This window comes from Kitasatospora sp. NPDC004615 (assembly GCF_042873545.1).
Classification (GTDB): Bacteria; Actinomycetota; Actinomycetes; order Streptomycetales; family Streptomycetaceae; genus Kitasatospora.
The window spans coordinates 113,387-133,776 of record NZ_JBIALQ010000012.1; the positions used below are offsets into that span (position 1 = coordinate 113,387).

Genomic DNA, 20,390 nt, shown 5'->3' on the forward strand with positions numbered 1-20,390 from the left:
ATGATCCTATCCGCGACCCGCTCACGGGAGTAACTTGTGCGCCCCGCGGCCTCGTACGACAAGGAACAGGTGAGGGCCCGTCATGGCCACCAAGAAGCACCACAAGAAGCGCAACCGGACGAAGCACGGGCTCACCCCGAAACGCCGCGATCTGTCGCCGGCCCCCAAGCGGACGCCGCCGCCTGCGTGGCTGCTGCAACTGATCGGGGCGGTGATCGGACCCCTGTTTCTGTTCGGCGGCGCGCTGCAGACGCTGGCCCTCGCCGACGTGCACAGCAGGCCGGAGCTGCGGATGACTGTCGGAGCGTGCGAGACCCACCACGGGAGCAAGGACTCCGTCACCAGCTGCTACGGCACCGGCGACCCTGGCGCACCCGTCACCGGCGCAGGCTTGCTGTTGCGCCAAGCGCCGGAGGAATACCCGGCCGGCACCGTGGTGAAGGTCCGCTGCGCCCAGGACGGCATCTGTGACGTCATCACCGCGGGCAGGCTCTTCATCACGCTCCTCACCACCGTCGCCGGACTCCTGATCGTGGGCGCCACCCTGGTCGCCCTCACCCTCCGCGCCGTCGACCGGTTCGCCCCGCACCGCTCCGAACTCCTGCGCACCCGCCGAGTCCGCCGCGGCCTCGCCCGGACAGGCATCGGCACCGTCCTGCTCGCCGTCACCGGATCCCTGTTGTTCATATTCCTCTGACAACCACACCACAACGGTGCTGCGGCGCGAGTAACTTGTGGGCCGCACGGTCACGTGCACCAGGGGGCTGGGGGAACCGTCATGTCAAGACGCGGACAGGAAGCGCACGCCTACCGGGCTGCCGCGCGGCGCGAGCAGGAGAAGAAGCGGCCGCGGATGTGGAACGGCTCGGACCGGTTCGATCCCGACAGACCGGGCCTCGGCATCGCGATCAGCCTGATCGGGCTGGGCCTCGGCACCGTCGCGCTCGTCCTCGGAACGGGCAACCTCCGGGCCATGAACGACGCCGACTCCCTCCCCCAGCTGCGAATGACCGTCAGCTCCTGCGAGAGCGTCACGCCTCCCCCGAGCTCACGCAATCGCCAGCCGGAGATCACCTGCTACGGCCGGGGCACCGACGGACCGTCCGGCGTCACCACCGAGCAGTGGCACCTCGACGAGGCTCCGGACGTCCTGCGGAGCGGCCAAGTGGTGAACGTCCGCTGCACTCCGGGCGGCTCGTGCCGGACCGACCTCGACGATTGGGGCCTCCCCGGCGTCTTCCAGATCACCCTGGGCGTGCTGCTCCTCTCCGCCGGCGTCTACACCGGCAGCCGCGTCCTGACCCACCGCTACGCGCCCTGGCACGACGACTTCTTCCGCCGCCGATCCACCGTGGTGGCGACGCTCGCGTTCTTCGCGACGGTCCTCGTGCTCGGCATCGTCGCGGGCGTCCTCATCTGAACCGGCCTGCGCGGTTTCCTGGACCGACCCGGTACCGCGGCCATCGCCGCCGTACTGCTCAGCCTCGTCGGGTCCCTGGTCTACGTGTTCACCTGACGCCCCGTCGGCAGAAGGGCCCGGACCGCGTCGGCGGTCCGGGCCCGTTCTGTGCAGTGGCGCTTCACGCGGCCTTGACCAGGTTCTCCGGGGTGTGCCGGGCGGCTGCCACCGTCGTACTGGTGGTCTCCGGCCCGTCGTGGCGCGGCCACAGGACGAGGGCGCCGGTGGCTCCCGCCGCGGCGAGGCCCGCCAGAACGGTCCAGGTGACCGGGTAGCCGGCGGTCGTGCCGAGCCAGCCCGCGATCGGGTAGGTGATCAGCCAGGCCAGGTGCGAGAGCGAGAACTGGGCGGCGAACACCTCGGGGATCGCGCTGCGTCCGACGGAGGCGCGCAGGACCTTGCCGGTCGGGGTGATGATCAGCGCCATGCCGATCCCGGTCGCGATCCAGATGACGGCCGTACCGGCCCAGGTGGCGATCCCGGCCGCGATGACGGTCGCCGCGGCGGCGGTCGCGGCCACCAGGACGGCGGCGCCGGCCATCATCACGGTGCGGGCGGCGATCCGGTCGAGGACCCGGGGCAGCGCGAGCGCGGCCAGCAGCGTTCCGGTGCCGGAGGCGGCGAGCATCCAGGCGACGTCCGACTGCGAGCCCCCGAGCTCGTCACGCACGTAGTTGACGGTGTTCACCACGACGATCGAACCGGCCGCGGCGACCGTCAGGTTCAGCGCCATGATGCCGCGCAGCCGCGGTGTGGTGAGGAAGGTCCTGATCCCTGCCGCCGCCTTGTCCCAGGCCTTGCTGTGGGCGCTCGGGCGGGCGTTCGGGATGCGGGTCGACAGAACGAGGAGCGCGGAGAGCAGGAACCCGACGGAGGTGCCGAGGAACAGCCGGTCGAAACTCAGGAACGTCAGGGCCAGGCCGGCCAGCACGGGACTGAGCAGGCTCTCCATGGTGGAGGCCACCTGGGAGGCGGACAGCGCACGGGTGTAGGCGGCGTCGTCGGTGACGATGTCGGGGATGACGGCCTGGAACGTCGGCGTGAACGCCGCGGAACCGGCCTGGAGCAGCCCGATCAGGACGTAGACGTGCCAGATCTCGCTGACGAACGGCAGCAGCAGGACGACCGAGCCGCGGATCACGTCGAGCGCGACGAGCATGGCTCGTCTGGGGAGCCGGTCGATGTACGCGGCGGCCAGCGGCGCGATGACCACGTACATCACCATCTTGATGGTCAGTGCGGTGCCCAGCACCGTGCCGGCGCGGGGCCCGGCGAGGTCGTAGGCGAGGAGGCCGAGGGCCACGGTGGTCAGTCCGGTGCCGAAGAGGGCGATGACCTGGGCGGCGAAGAGGTGGCGGTAGTCACGGATCGCGAACAGTCGCATGACGGGTTCCTTCCGGGTCCATGCGGCCGGGCACGGCCCCCGGGGTGGCGGCCGTGCCCCGCACATACAGGCAGGGGTGTTGTCGCTACTCATCGGTGTCGCCCTCGTTTCCCGGCGTGAGGCCGGCCAGGAGGTTGAAGGCACCGGTGAGGATGTTCAGCGCGACGACGCCGACCACATCCGCGATCGCGCGGTCGCTGTAGCCGTGCGCGCGCAGCGCGGTGACCTGTTCGTCGGTGATCGACGTCGGTTCGCGGTAGACCTGGAGGGCGAGGGCGATGATCGCCGCGATCGCGGGATCGGCCGAGGTGCCCTTGCGGGCCCGCTCGATCTCGTCCTCGTCCACTCCGAGCGCGCGGGCGGCGCCGACGTGGGCGTCGAGACAGCGGCCGCACCCCTGTTGCACCTGGATGGCGACGGAGATCCGTTCGCTGATCCTGCGGTCGAGCTTGGCGCGGCCCATGGCCCGGCTGAGCTGGAGGTATCCGCCCAGGACGGCCGGTGAGTGGGCCATGGTGGAGACCATGTCGCCGATGGTGCCGTGCCGGGAGACCAGGTCGGCGAGGAGGTCGCGCGAGGCGCCCACTGCCGTGTCGGGCGTGAGGGCGGTGAGGCGGGGCATGTGCGTACTCCTTTCTTCGGAGCGGACGGGGGTCGCGCTTTCAGTGGTGACCGTGGTGCCCGTGGTGGGCGTGGTGCTCGTGCTCCGGCGCGGCGGTGGCGGTGGCGGTCTTCGTGGTGGTGCGCACCGTGAACTCGGCGGTCCGCACGGTGCCCTCGTGCTGGAAGTCCAGGAACAGGCGGTAAGTGCCGGCCGAGGGCGCGACGGCCATGAAGGAGATCTCCGGGCCGGGCGCGGTGACGCCGTCGCCGGGGGCGCCCTCCGGGTGGACGTGGAGGTAGCCGAGGTCGCCGACGCGCAGCGCCACCAGGTGTCCGTAGGCGGCCAGGTAGGGCTCGAGGTCGGTCACGGGGTGTCCGTCGCGGCTGACGGTGAGGGTCAGCTCGCTCGCCTCGCCGGCCAGCAGCTCGCCGTCGAGCGTGACCGCGTAGTCGCCGATCCGGGCGATCCCGGTGGTCTCCGGGAGCGGGCGCGGGTCGTAGGCACCGGCGACGGCGACGTCGGCGCCGAGCGTCAGGGTTCCGGTGTGCGCGGCCGGGTGGATGTCGGTGAAGAACTTCCAGTCGCCCGGCGTCAGGGTCAGCTCGGTGGTCCAGACGCCCTTGCCGTCCCGCACCGGGTGCACGTGCTGGAAGCCGGTGGTGTCGCGCCGCACGGCGATGAAGTGCAGCTCCTTCTCGTGCTCGGGGACGTACTCGGTCACCGGTTGCCCGTCGGGGCCGGCCACCCGGAAGGTGATCGTCTGCGGACCGGCGCCGAGGATCGTCGCATCGAGCTCCAGGGTGTAGCCGCTCTCCGACACCGAAAGTCCCCCGGCCTGGGCGCCGCCGTGGCCCGCGTGACTGTGTGCGGCGTGCTCGTGTCCGGCGTGGCTGTTCATGGCATCTCCTCGAGTGAGTACTGCGTCTCCGGGGGGCTCGTCGCCCTCTCGATGACTGGAAGATATACCCCCCAGGGGTATCAGGGGAAGCCCTCCCGGCCTCAGGCTTGCCTCCGGAATCCGGATTCGCACGGAGTCGTCCGACACCGCGGCTCGCACCCGGCGCACCCGAACGAAAAGAAGGTGATGGCCCGTCATGGCCCAGGAACGGAACCCGAATACCGGCGGGCGCCTCTCGGTCCGGGCGAACGCGGTCGGCCTGCTGATGACGCTGCTGCTCACCGCCGTCGGCGTCGGCATCCTGGTGACCGGCGCGGCCCGGCTCACGGAGCTGTCGGACGCCCGCCGCCGGCCCGTGGTGCCGATGACCGTCTCCTCGTGCAGCACCGTCCGCACCCTCCGCCTCGCCACCACCACCTGCCACGGCACCGTCCCCGCCGGTCCCGCGCAACTGACCGACGCGCCAAGGAGATTCGCGGAGGGCGCCGTGGTGAACGTGCACTGCGCGGACGACGGCACCTGCACCACCGCCGCCTTCCGCGACTGGGCGGGGCGCGCCGCGCTGGTCGGCCTCGGCCTGCTGGCCTGCGGCGCCGGCCTCACCGGCCTGCTGCGTCGCGGCATCCGCCTGTTCGCGCCCACCCACGACGCGTTCCTCCTCCGCGACCCCCGGCTGACCCGCTTCGCCCAGGTGTACTGCCTCGTCACCGGGCTGATCGCCGCCGGTGGCTACCTCGGCCATCTGCTGGCCTGACGGCGGGTCACCTCACGCCGCCGCCGGGCCGCCGCCGATAGTGGGCGGATGAGCACACCTGGTCTCCCCCGCCGGGCCGCCCTGCTGGCCGGACTCGGCTGCGCCGCGCTGACGGCCTGTTCCGCCTCCCACCCGATCGCCCGGTCCTTTGGCTCGCCGTCCCCGTCCCCGGCCGGGTCCGCGTTCCCCTCCCCCGCCGCCTGGCAGCCCGGGCCGGGCGAACTCCAGCCGGACGTCAAACTCCGGGCGGTGCAGGTGGTGGAGGCGATCGGCAGCTGGCCGCCGGGCGGGCAGGGCGCGGCGGCGGCCGGGCAGCGGGTGGCGGCGCTCGGGCTGCCGGCCGGGCTCGCCCAACAGGGCGGAGCGCTGCTGGCGGACGCCCCGCAGGCCGCGGTGGAGGTGATCGACGCCCAGTACGGCGGGCTGCTGAGCGACTCGGCGAGCGTCCTGGTGGTATGCCGCCAGTGGCTGGCCGGGCCGAACGGCGCCCCGCAGTCCGCGGGCACCACGGTCGACGTGCGGCTGTCCCGGGCCGACCCCCGGTGGGACGTCACCGCCCTACACCCCGCCGACCCCGGCCCGCCGGCGGCCACCCTCTCCGACCCGGCGACCCGGGTGCTCGCCCAGCCCCGGATCGTGCTGCCGCCCGCCGCCGCGGCCGACGTGCGCAGCGGGCAGGTCCACGACTCGGTGCTGAGCGCGATGCTGACGCTGGCCGGTCCGTACAGTTTCCAGGTCAGCGTGGTGCGTTCCGGCCATCCGCTGCTGGTGTTCGGCACCGACCGGCCGAGCGACCACCCGCTGGGGAAGGCCTTCGACACCTGGCAGATCGACGGCCACCCGGTGGTGGACCCGGCCACCCCCACCGACCTGGTCGACTCCTTCATGCGCGCCGCCGCGGCCGCCGGCTCGTACAACGTGGGCGGCCCGCGCCTGCTGTCCGGCGGACAGGCGGCGAGCCAGTTCTTCAGCGACCCGACCCACCACGACCACGTTCACGCCGGTTTCACCTCCTGAGAACTTTCTCGATCCACCGGCCGAAATCCCTTGCGCTCCACCCCTGACCTGCGACAACGTGTCGGCCGCTGATCAAGTCGAGGGTTGCGGTGGGGGTTGGGGTCCGTGGTGACGCACAGGGGCGGCGTGGCGGTCACGGTGGCCGCAGGGGTGCTGGCGGCAGCGCTGACGGGGTGTTCGGGGGGCGTGTCCGCGCCGAGGCCGCTGCCCGCGCCGTCCGGCGCACGGGCCGTACCCGCGTCGGCCGGCGCGGCGTGGCCGGTCAGCCCCGACCAGGAGTTGGCCGAGCTCCGGGCGGCTCTCGCGCTACCCGCGCAGCCGTTCTCCGCGGTGCTCAACGTCGAAGTCACGGACGGCACGCGCACCGTGCGGCGGCAGGGCGTGGTCAACGTGTCGGACGACCAGCAGACCGGGGCACTCAGCGTGATATCGGCTTCTGCGGAGCAACAGGCCCGAAGCCAGGCATATCTGACGATCACCCGGGAAGCCGCGTACACCCGCTCCGACGACGCCGCGTGGGTGCGGTCGCCGCGCCCGCCGGAGCCGCTGCTCACCGACCACCGCGTGCTGGCCCGGGAACTGCTGCGGAACGACCCGGGGTCCTTCCGCGGGCGGGCGAGGATCCGGACACTCCGCGGCGGCATGGGCTTCCACCTGGTCGGGCGACTCCCACTCGCGACGGTCGCCGGGGCGTTCGACGCCGCCTCCCGTTCGCAGCTGGCCCAGCATCACGCCTCGGACTGCGTCGCCGACCTGCTGGTCGACGCCGACGGCCGGCTGTCCGTACTGACGCTGACCTGCGAGGCCGATGGCTACCGTCTCCGGTCCACCACCGGCCTCGCCGAGTACGGCCCGGTCGCCGAGACCTCGCCGCCCGCCGACCTCTGACGCCGGATCAGCAGTTGATGCTGCCCTTGCGCAGTGCGTGGCTGCCGGTGTTGCTGTCGTCGGACCAGTAGACGGGCTTGCTGCCGCCCACGCACTCGTCGGCGCCGGCCAGGGTGAAGCCCTCGTTGTTGATGTTCGGCATACCGGCGGGGCGGTTGTGGACGGCGGTGACGGCGAAGGACCCGGCGGTGTTCACCTGGAAGGTCCGGTGCTGGCCGGAGCAGGTGTCGTCGCAGACCACCCAGAGCCGGTTGGCCTGCGGCTCCCACTGGAGTTCCATCACGCCGGCCATGCCGCTGCTGAGGGTGGCGACCTTGGTGAACCCGCCGGCCTCCAGCAGCACGTAGCCGTAGACGGTGCCGGAGCCCTCGACGCCCACGAAGAACACGCCGCCGGTGTGTGCGGCGTAGCGGCTCGGGTCGTAGGCGGCGCCGGTGGCGGCGTCCTTGAAGCCCGCGCCGGTCAGGTAGCTGTCGGGCACCCAGGTGATGCCCTCCAGGCCGAGGTTGGCGCCGGTGGCGGGCAGGTCGGGGGTGAGGTTCCACTCCCGGGTGGCGGTCAGCGTGCTGCCGGTGCCGGACACGTCGTAGCGCAGCACGGACAGCCGGCTGGTGGACGAGGCGTCGGCGTTGCGCTCGCTGGAGACGTACACGCCGCCGGCCGAGCCCGCGCCGGTCAGGGTGACGCCCTCGTCGTCGGGGGTGCCGGTGCCGCCGGGGAAGCGCAGCGCCTTGCCGGAGCCCCAGCCGCTGGCGGTGTCGGGCGTCCAGCCGCCGGAGCCGTTCGGGACCAGCCGCCACAGCTTGCCGGAGTTCTGCGCGCCCCACATCACGCCGCCCTCCTGGTAGAGGCCGGACAGGTCGGTGCCGAACACGTTGGCGGCGTCGGCGGTGGCGACCGTCGAACCGCCGGGCCAGGCCACCGGGGTCGTGGAACCGCCGCCGCCGGAGCCGCAGTTGTTGGCGGCGCCGAGGGTCAGGGTGGCGGCCTGGGTCCAGTCGCCGGTGCCGTCGGCGCAGCGCGACCAGGAGGGGCTGGAGTGCGAGCTCCAGCTGAACGAGTCGACCAGGGTGGTGCCGTCGGCCAGGTACAGCCGGGCGCTGTCGGCGGAGCCGAGGCCGAAACTGCCGTGCACATCGAAGGCCTTGAAGCCGCCCGGGGCCAGGCTGGTGCCGGAGGCGATCTTGTACTTGTTGCTGTCGTTGTCGTCCTTGAGGATCCACCCCGACAGGTCGATCGTCGCGGTGCCCTTGTTGTACAGCTCGATCGAGTCGTTCACCGACCCGGTCGTCACCACCTCGTTCAGGCGGATGTCGTCGGTCGGCGCGGCGGCGGCGGGCCCGGCGGTCAAGACTCCCACGCCGACGGCCGGCAACGCGACGGCGGCCAGCAGCAGCGAGAGGCGACGGCGCCACTTCGGGGCGCGCGGTTCGATCACGGTTTCCGTCCCTCGGTTCGGTGTGAACACGGCGCCGACCAACCTCCCGACCCCGCCCCAACGAAGCCCCACCGCGACCTGGTCCCTGCATGAACGCCCGGCGAACCCCGCCCCGGCCCCGGTGCTTGCGGGAACTGTGCCCGGACCGATCGCGTTGTCGGGCGGGGAGGCGATGACATGAAGACCCGACGGAAGGACGGTCCCGACCTGCCGGGGCCGCCCGAGGAGCCGTGGAACGAGGTCGCACCCGGCCTGTGGATGGGCGGCCACTACTGGCACGACCCCACCGGTGAGCTCCAATTCGTTTGCGTCGGCGCCGAGTTCGACCTGGTGGTCAGCCTGTTCACGGCACCCGGCCACGGGCCCGACCCGGGCGTCGAACACCTGGTCGCCGAGGTGCCGGACGACCCGCTGGACGCCGGGCAGCTGGCCGCCGTCCAGGCCGCGGCCGAGTACACGGCGGCGGCGGTCGCGGCCGGACGCCGGGTGCTGGTGCGCTGCCACTCCGGCTACAACCGGTCCGGGCTGGTGGTGGCCCAGGCGCTGGTCGAACTGGGTGCGGACACCGCCGGGGCGATCCGCCGGGTACGGGCACGGCGCTCGCCCTGGGCGTTGAACAACGAACTCTTCGTCGCCTACCTGGAGACCGGTCTCGACACGGCGCGCCTGCTCAGCTCGCTGACCGCGCCCGGAAGCTGACGAGGCATCGGGCGGGCGCGCGCGGGGCCGCCGGGCGGGGCCCTGGGTGGGCCGCCGGGCGGGGCTTCGGCGGACCTTTGGCGGGTTGGCTGCGGGTTATCGGTGGCTTATGACCTCCTTATCCGCCGGAGCCGTCGCACACCGCGCGCGGAGGGTGGAGGTAGCCGCGCGGGCGGGTGGACGTAGCCCGGCGGGTACGGCGGCGGTAGGTTCCGGGCCTGGTCCGAGGCCGATTCCGCTGGTGCTTTTCGCCGAGCGCGCGGTCGGCGGATTCTGATGCAACGCCAGGTCGGCTGCTCGCCAACGGTGTTGCTTGTGGCCGGATGCCGCCATCGGGGCACCGGCCGAATGTGGCAGACACTTGTCAATTGGTATAGGCCAATCGTAGCCTTCGGTCCGTTCGCGGTGTGCCGGGTCCACACCGCGCCGCCCACGGGTCGCTCCCTGGGCGTCGGGCGGACGTACGTCCGCCCCTTCCCCCACCATCGGCCCGGCACTTTTCCGAGGAGAACCATGTCCTGGTCCCGTCGTCTGCTCACCGCGTCCGCGGTGGGCGCGGGCGCCCTGGTCGCCACCACCTTCGCCGCCGGCACCGCCGGCGCCCACGGGGCGATGTTCGGCCCCGCCAGCCGCGTCGCCGCCTGCTACGCGGAGGGCCCCGAGGCCCCCAAGTCCCAGGTCTGCAAGGACCTCGTCGCGGACAGCGGCACCCAGCCGCTGTACGACTGGAACGAGGTCAACATCGCCAGCGCCAACGGGCAGGCCCAGCAGATCATCCCCGACGGCCACCTGTGCTCCGCCAACCGCGACAAGTACCGCGCCCTGGACTGGGCCCGCACCGACTGGCCGGCCACCTCGGTGGCGGCCGGCGCGAAGACCTTCAACTTCCGCGTCACCGCGCCCCACCAGGGCGTCATGACGCTGTACATCACCAACAGCAGCTACAACCCGACCCAGCCGCTGAAGTGGTCCAACCTGGACCTGGCGAACCCGATCGCCACCTTCGCCAGCCCGCGCACCTCGGACAACGGCTACTACAACGTCAACGTCAACCTGCCGCAGCGCACCGGTCGTCAGATCGTCTACATGGTGTGGCAGCGCACCGACAGCCCGGAGGCGTTCTTCGGCTGCTCGGACGTCGAATTCGGCTCGGGCACCGCGGCCGCGGCCGGCGCGCTCGCCGCCCAGACGCCGTCCGCGCCCACCGAGGCGCAGATCGCCGCGGGCGCCGACCATTCCTCCGTCTCCCACACCGGCCACGGCGGCGACGCCCTGACCGCCCAGGAGGCCGCCGCCGGCACCGCCGCGACCAGCACCGCCGCATCGACCCACACCAACAGCAGCAACGCCCTGCTCGGCCTGGCCGGCGCCGGCCTGCTGTCGGCCACCGCCTCGGGCGTGTACCTGGCCCGCCGGATGCGCAACGCCGCCGTCACCGCCTGACGGCCCATGAACGCCTGACGCGAGTCAGGCGGGTGGCGCGGCCCCATCCCCCACAGCTCCGGGGCCGCGCCCTCCGTCACCATGACCTGCCGGAGCCATCGCTCTCCCTCTGCCGCACCCTCCCCACACCATGGCCTGCCGGAGCGCCCCAGAACCGGCCCGGAGCCGACCCCCGCGGAGCCCGGCGTTGCCCCGACGCCGGCTCGACGCCGCCCCGACGCAGCCTGCCCGTCCCGTCCCGCCCGCGCCTCGACGAACCGTCAACTCTCTGCAAAACCGCAGGCTTTCACCTTGACGGCCCCAATTGGTCTGGACCATCTTGAGTCCGCCCCCAGCACCGCGCACCGCACCGCACCGCAGCCGGTGCACCCCATGCACCCGTTGCACCACCCCACTCCCCCACACCGTCGAGGAGAACCCGCCCATGAGGCGCGTCACCCTGTCTCTCGCCGCCACCGCGGCCCTGCTCGTCGCGCCGCTGGCCGCCACCTCGGCCGGCACGGCCAACGCCGCCGGGGTCTCCGGACTGGTCGCCGACTACGCCGTGACCCAGAGCTGGTCGAACGGCTTCCAGGCCAGCTACACCGTCACCAACCACACCAACACGACCGTCAACACCTGGTCGCTCTCCTTCGACCTGCCGACCGGTGAGACCGTCTCCAGCCTGTGGAACGGCACCCTCACCTCCACCAGCACCTCCACCGGCACCCACTACACGGTGACCTCGCCGACCTGGGCCTCGCCGCTCGCCCCCGGCGCCAGCGCCCCCGCTGTCGGCTTCGGCGTGACCAGCGGTGCCACCCAGACCGCGCCCGCCAACTGCACCATCAACAACCTGCCGTGCGCCGGTGCGCCCGCCGACGGCACCCCGCCGACCGTCCCCGGCAACCTGCGCAGCACGGGCACCGGGCCCGGCAGCATCACCCTCGGTTGGAACGCCGCCACCGACAACGTCGGCGTGGCCGGCTACCACCTGCGCGAGGGCAGCACCGTCGTCGCCACCGCCACCGGCACCAGCGCGACCGTCCGCGGACTGCTCCAGGGCAGCAGCCACACCTTCACCGTCAGCGCCTTCGACGCCGCCGGCAACGAGTCCGCCGCCTCCGCCGCCGTGACCGCCACCGCCGACACCGGCACCGCACCCGGCACCGCCGCGCCCTACGTGGACCTCGGCGCCTACCCGACGCCCAGCCTCCCTGCGCTCTCCGCCGCCAGCGGACTCAAGGAGTTCTCGCTGGCCTTCATCATCAACGGCAGCCAGCCCTGCACCGCCAGCTGGTTCGGCGCGTACGACCCCGCCACCGGCTGGGACAAGGACGACATGGACGCCATCCGGGCCGCCGGCGGCGACGTCCGCCCGTCGTTCGGCGGCGCGAACGGTACCGAACTGGCGCAGTCCTGCACCACCGTGGCCTCGCTCGCCGCCCAGTACCAGAAGGTGGTGGACGTCTACACGCTGGACCGGGTCGACTTCGACATCGAGGGCACCGCCGTCACCGACCACGCCTCCGTCGACCGCCGCTCCGCCGCCCTCGCCCAGGTGCAGGCCGCGCAGCGCGCCAAGGGCCGCGACCTGAAGGTCAGCCTGACCCTGCCGGTGCTGCCCAGCGGACTCACCGCCGACGGCGTCTACATCCTGCAGTCCGCCAAGAACGCCGGCCTGGCCGTCGACCTGGTCAACGTCATGGCGATGGACTTCGGCGACTGGGCCGCCCCGAGCCCCGCCGGCAAGATGGGCGCCTACGCGATCCAGTCCGCCCAGTCCACCCAGGCACAGATCCGCTCCGTGTGGACCAACCTGACAGACGCTCAGGCGTACGCCATGGTCGGCGTCACCCCGATGCTCGGCCAGAACGACACCAGCTCCGAGGTGTTCGGTATCTCCGACGCCCAGCAGCTGCTCACCTTCGCCCAGCAGAACCACCTCGGGGAGCTGGCCTTCTGGGAGATGACCCGGGACGCCAACGCCTGCACCGGCTCGCTGCCCAAGTGCACCAACATTCCGCAGACCCCCTACCAGTTCTCGAAGATGTTCGCCGCGTACAACGGCTGAACGTTGACGGCCGAGGGCCGATGATCGACGGCCGCCGGCGGACGGCGGACCCGATTGACCGTCGGCCGACGGCGGATCCGATCCGAGTGACCGGCCGGTCGGTCGCCCCTGGCGCTCGATGCCCGGGGCGGCCGATCGGCCGGACCGTCATTGACGAGACGTCACACCGCCTGGTGCTCCCCTTCCTTGCGGGGTTCGGCCGGTGCGTCCGCACCCTCGGCGCTCTCCCCGTGCGCGCCCTCGGCACCCTCGGGGCGGGCGTGCTTGGGGAGCAGGAAGATGGCGGCGAACACCACGGCCATCATGCCGATCTCGAACCAGAGGGTGAGCTGCTCGGCGTTGGCGAAGTCGGCGGTCTTCAGCCGCTCGAAGAACACCGTGCCGAGGATGGCACTGCCGAGCGCGCCGCCCAGCTGCTGAACGGCCGTCAACGTGCCCGAGGCCGAGCCGGTCTCGTGCGTGTCCACCGAGGCGAGCACCATGCCGAAGAACGGTGCCATCACCAGGCCCATGCCGAGGCCCGTCACCAGCAGCGCCGGCACCGTCTGCCACGGGGTGACGCCCGCGCCCTGGCTGTGCAGCGTGTACATCAGGCCGAGCACGCCGGCCAGCATCACCAGCAGGCCCGCGTGCATCACCTTGCGGCCGAAGCGCTGCAGCGCCTGCGAGGTGACGAACGCGATCACCATGCCGATCGAGGCGGGCACCCCTGCCAGGCCGGACTTCAGTGGGCTGTAGTGCAGACCCAGCTGGGTGTAGAGGCTGAACGTCAGCCAGAAGCCCGTCATGGCAGTGAAGAAGATCAGGCCGAGCACCATGCCGCCGCTGAAGCCGCGCTTGGCGAACAGGCTGGGCTCGACCAGCGGGTCCGCCCCGGTGGCCTTGCGCCGCGCCTCGTACCAGCCGAACACTCCGAACACCGCCACGCCGACCGCCAGCAGCGCGAACGCCCACAGCGGCCAGTCGTGCTCACGGCCCTGCACCAGCGGGTAGATGACGGTGGCCGCGCCGAGCGCCGCGAGCAGCGCGCCGACCAGGTCGAGCCGGACCGTGCGCCCCTCCGCCTGGGCCGGCAGGAACACCCGGCCGCCTATGAGGGCGAACAGGCCGAGCGGAATGTTGATCAGGAAGATCATCCGCCAGCCGGTGCCGGCGAAGTCGGCGTCGATCAGCCAGCCGGCCAGGATCGGGCCGCCGACCGTGGACAGGCCCATCACCGGACCGAACAGGCCGAAGGCCGTGCCCTGCTCGCTCGGCGAGAAGATCTCCTTCATGATGCCGAGGCCCTGCGGGAGCATCACGGCGCCGAGCAGACCCTGGGCGATCCGGGCGGCGATCAGCTGCCACGGCTCCTGGGCCACGCCGCAGGCGAGCGAGCCGAGCGTGAACCCGGCCGCGCCGAGCATGAACATCCGCCGACGACCGAAGATGTCGCCGAGCCGGCCGCCGGTGATCAGGCCGATCGCCATCGCCAGCGTGTAGGCCGCGCCGAGCCACTGGATGGTGGACTCGCCGCCGCCGATGTCCTGCCGTATCGCGGGCGCGGCGATGTTCGTCACCAGCGAGTCGAGCAGGTCCATCACCTCGGCGGCGAGGATGACGAACAGCGCGACCCAGCGCCAACGGTAGGGCTCGGCCGCGCCGGGCGGCTTCGCCAAGGTGGTAAGTCCGACCGCATCGGTCATTGCTAACTCCTGCTGAATGCCAGGGCGCGGTGGACGGTGGGCCGCGCAGTGAACGGTGTTTCTTCTAACGAACACTGTTCTACGAGTCGAGCAGCGTTCCCGTCAAACGATTTAACCCCGACTTCTCCCGGAGGGCGCCCCGGACCCACCCCTGACCCGCCCCCGACCTGCCCCAGACCCGCTCCCGACCTGCCCCAGACCCGCCCCGAGGCTCCCACGATCGGCTCTCGAGCCGGGTGCTTCGCCCACCGGTCGAACGGCGTTCGTCCCGAGTACGATGATCGACATTGGACGTTCAGCGAAAGCAGGTGGCCCGATGTCCGCGCAGATGCCCTCGATCCCGTGGCACAAGCCACGCAAGGCCGACCCGCGCCAGCCGCTCAGCCGCTCGCTGATCGTCGAGACCGCCGTCCGGGTGCTGGACGCCGAGGGCCTGGCCGGGGTGACGATGCGCCGGATCGCCCAGGAGCTCGGCACCGGCCCGGCCTCGCTGTACGCGCACGTGGCCAACAAGGAGGAGCTGTTCGACCTGATGCTGGAGCGGGTTGTGTCGGAGATCCGGCTGCCGCTCCGGCCGGAGCCCGAGCGCTGGAAGGAGCAGATCACCGAGATCTGCTTCGAGGCGCAGCGGGTGCTGACGGCCCATCGGGACGTGTCGCTGGTGTCGCTGGGCAGCATCCCGGTGGGTGAGAGCCAGTTGCGGATCACCGAGTTCCTGCTCGACCTGCTGCTCCAGGTCGGTCTGCCGCCGCAGGTGGCGGCCTGGGCGCTGGACGCGCTCGGCCAGATCATCGACACCGACGCGTACGAGGCCTCGGTGTACACCGACCGGATGGCCCGGGGAACCGACCTCGGCGCCTACTTCGACCAGCTGCGCGGCTACCTGGACGATCTGCCGACCGACCGTTTCCCGACCATTCAGCGTCTGGCGGGCACCATGATGACGGGCGACGGCGACCAGCGGTACGCGTTCAAGATCGAGGTGTTCCTGCGCGGCGTGGAGTCCTACCTCCCGGCGAACGCACCGGCCCCCGCCGTCGCCACAGAGCCCGGCCCCGACCCGGCGTCCGACGGGCCCGCCTGGCACGGCCCGTCGGGCGGGGCGGACGGCACAGGAAGCTGACGGGGCACCGAAACCCTCCGGGCGCCCGGCATTCGACGTCGCGCGCGCCGGGCACCGGGCGCCGGGCGTCAGGCGTCAGGCGTCAGGCGTCAGGCGTCAGGCGTCAGGCGTCAGGCGTCAGGCGTCAGGCGTCAGGCGTCAGCAAGGGTTGACGACCATCCGGCGCAGGTCTATACCAGTGGGCAGTCACGTCAACCTCGGCTCGGTACCCGACCGTTGACCCGGCCGCGCGCCCCCACTTCGCGCCCCCGGGCCGCCGTCCTCGCCGCCTCCTGGAGAGGTCTTCGATGGAACGCGCACTCCCCCCACACCCCCCTGCCGTCGCCCCGGCGCGCCACCGCCCGCGCCGCGCCCTCGCGGTCGCGCTGTCCGTGTTCGCCTGCTGGCCGGCGGGGTGGCCGCCGTCACCGCGTCCGGGTCGGCGAACGCCGCCACCACAGACGGGCTCGGTTCCAACTGGTACGCCTCCGCGCCGTATCTGATGCCGGAGGACAACAGCCCGCCGAACGCCGCCGCGGTGATGGACGCCACCGGCCAGAAGGCCTTCCAGTTGGCGTTCATCCTGGCCCAGGGCAGCAGTTGCAGCCCGTCCTGGGGCGGAACCTCCTCGATCGACTCGGACACCACCATGCCTGCGGTGATCCAGACCATCCGCGCCAAGGGCGGCGACGTCTCGGTCTCGGTGGGCGGTTACGGCGGCACCAAGCTCGGCCAGACCTGCGGCACTCCGGAGGCGACCGCCGCCGCCTACCAGAAGGTGGTCACCAAGTACAACCTCAAGGCGATCGACTTCGACCTGGAGGAGCCGGAGTACGAGAACACCGCCGCGATCCACAACGAGATCGGCGCGGCCCGGATCCTCCAGCAGAACAACCCGGGCATCTACATCTCCGTCACCACCGCCGGCACCAACGCCGGCACCGGCTGGTTCGGCACCCAGATGCTGCTGGAGGCCAAGTCGCAGGGCTTCACCCCGAACAACTACTCGATCATGCCGTTCGACGGCGGCTTCAACGGGGCCGCGGCGCAGACCGACGCGCTGGTGAAGTTCAATCAGATCCTGCAGAGCACCTTCGGCTGGAACGAGGCCACCGCGTACGCCCACGAGGGCGTGTCGATGATGAACGGCCGCACCGACGCCGCCGAGTACTTCAGGCAGGCCGACTTCCAGACCGTGCTGGACTTCGCGACCGCGCACCGGCTGGCCCGCTATACCTACTGGTCGGTCAACCGGGACCGGCAGTGCCCCGGCACGGTGGACCCGGGCCTGTCCGGGTCGTGCTCCAGCGTGGCGCAGAACGACTGGGACTTCACCAAGTTCACCGTGCGGTTCGCCGGTGCGACCCCGCCCACCGGCTCGTCCTCGCCTTCGCCCAGCGGCAGTTCCAGCTCCTCGCCCGGCACCACCACGTGCAGCCCGGTCTGGCAGCCGACCGCCACCTACGTGGGCGGCGACAAGGCCAGCTACAACGGCCACAACTACCACGCCAAGTGGTGGACCCTGAACGAGAACCCGGCCGCCAGCGGCCAGTGGGGCGTGTGGGCCGACGACGGCCCGTGCACCTGAGCCCCTGCGCCCCTCGGAACGCCGAACGGGCCGCCCACTCCCAGGACTTCTGGGGGCGGACGGCCCGTCGGTGTCTGTCGGCAGTCGGTGTGACGGCGCGTCAGACGGTGGCGCGGTTGCGGTACTCCTCCACGACGGCGCGGGTCGAGGGCAGGTCGGCCAGCGGTTCGCCGACCACCCGGGAGGCCAGCTCGGTCGCCACCTTGATGACGTCCTCGCGCAGCTCGGCCTCGGCCAGCACCTTGTCGGCAGCAAGCTGCACGTGCGCCTCGGCCACCAACTGCTCGCGCTGCTGGAGGCCCTCGGCGCGCAGGGCGGCGACCAGGGCCGCGCCCTCCTCGGCGGCGGTCTGCCGGATCGCGGCGGCCTCGTGCCGGGCGGCGGACAGCTCCGCCTGGAACTCGTCACGTATGCGTTCGGCCTCGGCGCGGGCGGCCTCGGCGCGGGCCAGACCACCGTCGGTCTTGTCGTGGCGTTCGGCGAGCGTCCGTTCGATGCGCGGCAGCACCACCTTGCCGAGCACCACGGACAGGAAGAAGAAGAGAATCAGGCCGAGGATCAGCTCGGGCACATTCGGTTCGAGAGGTCCCATACTCAGTATGTTATCCGGTCACCTGACGCGCCGTTCGATCGGGCCCGCCCCATCCCCCTTGCCCCGCACGGCATTTCGGCATCTCTCAGGCGCCGGCCACCCCGTCGAGGTGCTCACGCAGCAGGTCCGCGTGACCGTTGTGACGGGCGTACTCGGTCGTGAAGTGCAGGAACGTTATCCCCAGCGACTGCTCCTCCAGCAACTGCCGGTACTCCTGCTCGGCACGGGCCGGGTCCAGCAGGTCGAAGTCGGCGTCCTTGTGGCCCTCAACGGTCAAGGTCATGCGCACGATCGTGCCGAACGCCCGCACGGGCGCACGGGCGCACGGGCGCACGGGCGCACGGGCGCACGGGCGCACGGGCGCACGGGCGCACGGGCGCACGGGCGCACGGGCGCACGGGCGCACCAGGGAGTTTCCGCCGCCGGGCGGGGATGTGCCCTGGCCGGGGCTGGTCCGGACCGGGCGTGGGTGGTTGGTAGAGTCGCGGTGAGCCGTGACTGGCGCGCTGGGATGGATTTCACCATCGGGGAGCGGCTCCGCACGGAACCCGCGGGTTCCGACGTGCTGTAGCCGAGCGCCTGGGCCGTCCGAATCGTCGCCATTCCGAACGAGGAGACCGCCTTGGCCGAGTCCCTGACCCCGCACACCTTCGGCAGCCCCGCCGCCGACACCGCCTTCCGCAGCGCACTGGACGTGGTGCGCGCCGTCGAGCCGCGGATCGCGGCGGCGATCGGCGGAGAGATCGAGGACCAGCGCGCCTCGCTGAAGCTGATCGCCAGCGAGAACTACGCCTCGCCCGCCGTGCTGCTGGCGATGGGCAACTGGCTGAGCGACAAGTACGCGGAGGGCACCCCGGGCCGCCGGTTCTACGCGGGCTGCCGGAACGTCGACACCGTGGAGTCGCTGGCCGCCGAGCACGCCCGGGAACTGTTCGGCGCGGAACACGCCTACGTGCAGCCGCACTCCGGTATCGACGCCAACCTGGTGGCGTTCTGGGCGGTGCTCTCGCAGCGGGTGGAGAGCCCGGCGCTCCGGCGGGCCGGGGTGCGCAACGTCAACGACCTGAGCGAGCAGGACTGGGCGGAGCTCCGCCGCGAACTGGGCAACCAGCGGATGCTCGGCATGTCGCTGGACACGGGCGGCCACCTGACGCACGGCTTCCGACCGAACATCTCCGGCAAGATGTTCGACCAGCGCAGCTACGGGACGGACCCCGTGACCGGGCTGGTCGACTACGACGAGGTCCGGCGGATCGCCCTCGACTTCAAGCCGCTGATCCTGGTCGCCGGGTACTCGGCCTACCCGCGGCTGTTGAACTTCCGGAAGATGCGGGAGATCGCGGACGAGGTCGGCGCGACCCTGATGGTCGACATGGCGCACTTCGCGGGCCTGGTCGCGGGCAAGGTGCTGACCGGCGACTTCGACCCGATCGCACACGCGCAGATCGTCACCACCACCACCCACAAGTCGCTGCGCGGCCCGCGCGGCGGCATGGTGCTGTGCACCTCCGAGCTGGCCGAGCACGTCGACCGGGGCTGCCCGCTGGTGCTCGGCGGCCCGCTGTCGCACGTGATGGCCGCGAAGGCCGTCGCGTTCGCGGAGGCCCGGCGTCCCGAGTTCCAGGTGTACGCCCGCCAGGTGGTGGACAACGCGCACGCACTGGCCGAGGGCCTGCTGAAGCGCGGCGCCCGGCTGGTGACCGGCGGCACCGACAACCACCTGGTGCTGGCGGACGTCTCCTCCTACGGCCTGACCGGCCGCCAGGCCGAGGCGGCGCTGCTGGACTCGGGCATCGTCACCAACCGCAACTCCGTTCCGCAGGACCCGAACGGCGCCTGGTACACCTCCGGCATCCGCCTCGGCACCCCCGCCCTCACCACCCGCGGCCTCGGCACCGCGGAGCTGGACGAGGTGGCGGACCTGATCCACACCGTCCTGGCCGCGACCTCCGCCGCCGGCTCTTCCAAGGCCCAGTACGTCCTCGACCCCGCCATCCGCGACGCGGTCGCCAAGCGCGCCGTCGACCTGCTGGCCGAGCACCCCCTCTACCCCGGCATCACCCTCGGCTGACCCGACCGTCCCTCCCCTGCATCCCTGCATGTCCCCGACGCCCGCAAGCCGGCCCCGCGGCCAATTCCGTTGCCCGATAAGGCCGACGGCGACGCGGCGGCTCTGCTAGCGTCGCGCGGACCGCGTGCGTGGGCATGCAGGGGGCGGGGGGCGAAGGTGTCGGAGACCGGGGAACGCGCAGTGCGATGGGCGATCGGCCTCACACTGCTGACCGTCTTTACCCTGATGTGTCTGTGGGTGGCACGCCTGTTCACCGCCGAAGGGCTGCCGGCCGGCGACCGGCGCGCCTGCAAGGGCACCGTGCTGTCGCTGAACCAGGCGCTGGCCACCTACGAACTCGACCTGCCCGCCGGGGCGACGGACCTGCACCACCTCGCCCGGGTCGATCCGGAGAGCGGCCGGCTGCAGGTCGCGGTGGCGCTTCGCAGCACCCGCGCCGCAATGACCGACTACTTGCAGCAACATGGCCTGACGGCCGATCAGCTGGCGCACCTGGACGACAGCGCCTACCCGCACGGCGACGTCGCGGACTACGCCGGCCTGTGCGGCAACACCGCGAAGGTTCCTGCGGTCTCGGTCCCGCTGAAGCCCGTCACCAGCACCGAATCGGCCCGGGTGGCGGTCGAGCTGGACGGCCGGGCCATCCGCGAGAACACCGCGGTGGTCCTGGCCGTCGTCCCCACCTAGGAGTGCCGTGGGCCGGCGCCCCGGGGCC

19 protein-coding genes and 1 riboswitch are annotated in these 20,390 nt (G+C 72.0%); of the genes, 12 read left to right on the forward strand and 7 right to left on the reverse strand.

Annotated features, from left to right (window positions below):
* The first annotated feature begins 82 nt into the window (after positions 1 to 82).
* Together ACFYS8_RS32385 and ACFYS8_RS32390 are read left to right on the forward strand one after the other, a co-directional pair.
* Positions 83 to 697, forward strand: coding sequence for a hypothetical protein (locus tag ACFYS8_RS32385; RefSeq protein WP_387647961.1), 615 nt, complete (start codon positions 83 to 85; stop codon positions 695 to 697).
* A gap of 81 nt (positions 698 to 778) precedes the next feature.
* Entirely contained in the window at positions 779 to 1,420 is a 642-nt protein-coding gene (locus tag ACFYS8_RS32390; protein WP_387647964.1) for a hypothetical protein, read from the forward strand.
* A 160-nt stretch (positions 1,421 to 1,580) separates the two neighbouring features.
* Here the strand turns inward: ACFYS8_RS32390 and ACFYS8_RS32395 are convergent, their stop codons facing one another.
* The 3 genes from ACFYS8_RS32395 to ACFYS8_RS32405 all read right to left on the reverse strand — a co-directional run bounded on the left by ACFYS8_RS32395 (position 1,581) and on the right by ACFYS8_RS32405 (position 4,345).
* Positions 1,581 to 2,843 (reverse strand): MFS transporter, encoded by a 1,263-nt coding sequence (locus tag ACFYS8_RS32395; RefSeq protein ID WP_387647967.1) that lies wholly within the window; start codon positions 2,841 to 2,843, stop codon positions 1,581 to 1,583.
* 85 nt (positions 2,844 to 2,928) lie between these two features.
* Positions 2,929 to 3,465 carry a carboxymuconolactone decarboxylase family protein gene (locus tag ACFYS8_RS32400; protein WP_387647970.1) on the reverse strand — a complete coding sequence of 179 codons (537 nt, stop codon included), beginning with the start codon at positions 3,463 to 3,465 and terminating at the stop codon, positions 2,929 to 2,931.
* Positions 3,466 to 3,505: 40 nt separating this feature from the next.
* Complete coding sequence (locus tag ACFYS8_RS32405) at positions 3,506 to 4,345, reverse strand: hypothetical protein (RefSeq protein WP_387647973.1); 840 nt, start codon at positions 4,343 to 4,345, stop codon at positions 3,506 to 3,508.
* Between the two features lie 196 nt (positions 4,346 to 4,541).
* On the opposite strand from ACFYS8_RS32405, the gene ACFYS8_RS32410 reads away from it, so the two are divergent.
* The 3 genes from ACFYS8_RS32410 (at position 4,542) to ACFYS8_RS32420 (ending at position 7,004) form a co-directional block, all read left to right on the forward strand.
* Positions 4,542 to 5,099 (forward strand): hypothetical protein, encoded by a 558-nt coding sequence (locus ACFYS8_RS32410; protein WP_387647976.1) that lies wholly within the window; start codon positions 4,542 to 4,544, stop codon positions 5,097 to 5,099.
* Between the two features lie 48 nt (positions 5,100 to 5,147).
* Positions 5,148 to 6,116, forward strand: a complete 969-nt coding sequence (locus tag ACFYS8_RS32415) for a hypothetical protein (RefSeq protein WP_387647979.1) — start codon at positions 5,148 to 5,150, stop codon at positions 6,114 to 6,116.
* 105 nt (positions 6,117 to 6,221) lie between these two features.
* Positions 6,222 to 7,004, forward strand: coding sequence for a hypothetical protein (locus ACFYS8_RS32420; protein WP_387647982.1), 783 nt, complete (start codon positions 6,222 to 6,224; stop codon positions 7,002 to 7,004).
* 7 nt (positions 7,005 to 7,011) lie between these two features.
* On the opposite strand, the gene ACFYS8_RS32425 is transcribed toward ACFYS8_RS32420, so the two are convergent.
* Positions 7,012 to 8,442: a lamin tail domain-containing protein gene (locus ACFYS8_RS32425; RefSeq protein WP_387647985.1), complete on the reverse strand. Its 1,431-nt coding sequence runs from the start codon at positions 8,440 to 8,442 to the stop codon at positions 7,012 to 7,014.
* A 177-nt stretch (positions 8,443 to 8,619) separates the two neighbouring features.
* Between ACFYS8_RS32425 and ACFYS8_RS32430 the strand changes: the two genes are divergently transcribed.
* The 3 genes from ACFYS8_RS32430 (at position 8,620) to ACFYS8_RS32440 (ending at position 12,637) form a co-directional block, all read left to right on the forward strand.
* A complete protein-coding gene (locus ACFYS8_RS32430) occupies positions 8,620 to 9,141 on the forward strand; it encodes a protein phosphatase (protein ID WP_387647988.1) in 522 nt (173 codons plus the stop codon).
* 513 nt (positions 9,142 to 9,654) lie between these two features.
* On the forward strand, positions 9,655 to 10,584 hold the full coding sequence (locus ACFYS8_RS32435) for a lytic polysaccharide monooxygenase (protein WP_387647991.1): 930 nt from the start codon (positions 9,655 to 9,657) through the stop codon (positions 10,582 to 10,584).
* Between the two features lie 424 nt (positions 10,585 to 11,008).
* Positions 11,009 to 12,637: a cellulose binding domain-containing protein gene (locus ACFYS8_RS32440; RefSeq protein ID WP_387647994.1), complete on the forward strand. Its 1,629-nt coding sequence runs from the start codon at positions 11,009 to 11,011 to the stop codon at positions 12,635 to 12,637.
* Between the two features lie 161 nt (positions 12,638 to 12,798).
* Here ACFYS8_RS32440 and ACFYS8_RS32445 read toward each other — a convergent pair whose 3' ends face one another.
* On the reverse strand, positions 12,799 to 14,322 hold the full coding sequence (locus ACFYS8_RS32445; RefSeq protein ID WP_387647997.1) for an MFS transporter: 1,524 nt from the start codon (positions 14,320 to 14,322) through the stop codon (positions 12,799 to 12,801).
* Between the two features lie 316 nt (positions 14,323 to 14,638).
* Between ACFYS8_RS32445 and ACFYS8_RS32450 the strand changes: the two genes are divergently transcribed.
* Positions 14,639 to 15,445, forward strand: a complete 807-nt coding sequence (locus tag ACFYS8_RS32450; RefSeq protein WP_387648000.1) for a TetR/AcrR family transcriptional regulator C-terminal domain-containing protein — start codon at positions 14,639 to 14,641, stop codon at positions 15,443 to 15,445.
* Between the two features lie 394 nt (positions 15,446 to 15,839).
* Positions 15,840 to 17,012, forward strand: coding sequence for a carbohydrate-binding protein (locus ACFYS8_RS32455; protein ID WP_387648003.1), 1,173 nt, complete (start codon positions 15,840 to 15,842; stop codon positions 17,010 to 17,012).
* Positions 17,013 to 17,112: 100 nt separating this feature from the next.
* Here the strand turns inward: ACFYS8_RS32455 and ACFYS8_RS32460 are convergent, their stop codons facing one another.
* Both ACFYS8_RS32460 and ACFYS8_RS32465 read right to left on the reverse strand, forming a co-directional pair.
* Positions 17,113 to 17,604, reverse strand: coding sequence for a hypothetical protein (locus ACFYS8_RS32460; protein WP_387648005.1), 492 nt, complete (start codon positions 17,602 to 17,604; stop codon positions 17,113 to 17,115).
* Positions 17,605 to 17,689: 85 nt separating this feature from the next.
* Positions 17,690 to 17,887: a DUF664 domain-containing protein gene (locus tag ACFYS8_RS32465; protein WP_387648008.1), complete on the reverse strand. Its 198-nt coding sequence runs from the start codon at positions 17,885 to 17,887 to the stop codon at positions 17,690 to 17,692.
* A 201-nt stretch (positions 17,888 to 18,088) separates the two neighbouring features.
* A riboswitch (ZMP/ZTP riboswitch) is annotated at positions 18,089 to 18,196 on the forward strand.
* A gap of 30 nt (positions 18,197 to 18,226) precedes the next feature.
* Here ACFYS8_RS32465 and ACFYS8_RS32470 point away from each other — a divergent pair.
* Positions 18,227 to 19,675 carry a glycine hydroxymethyltransferase gene (locus tag ACFYS8_RS32470; RefSeq protein ID WP_387648011.1) on the forward strand — a complete coding sequence of 483 codons (1,449 nt, stop codon included), beginning with the start codon at positions 18,227 to 18,229 and terminating at the stop codon, positions 19,673 to 19,675.
* 180 nt (positions 19,676 to 19,855) lie between these two features.
* A complete protein-coding gene (locus ACFYS8_RS32475; RefSeq protein ID WP_387648014.1) occupies positions 19,856 to 20,362 on the forward strand; it encodes a hypothetical protein in 507 nt (168 codons plus the stop codon).
* The last annotated feature ends 28 nt before the right edge of the window (positions 20,363 to 20,390 follow it).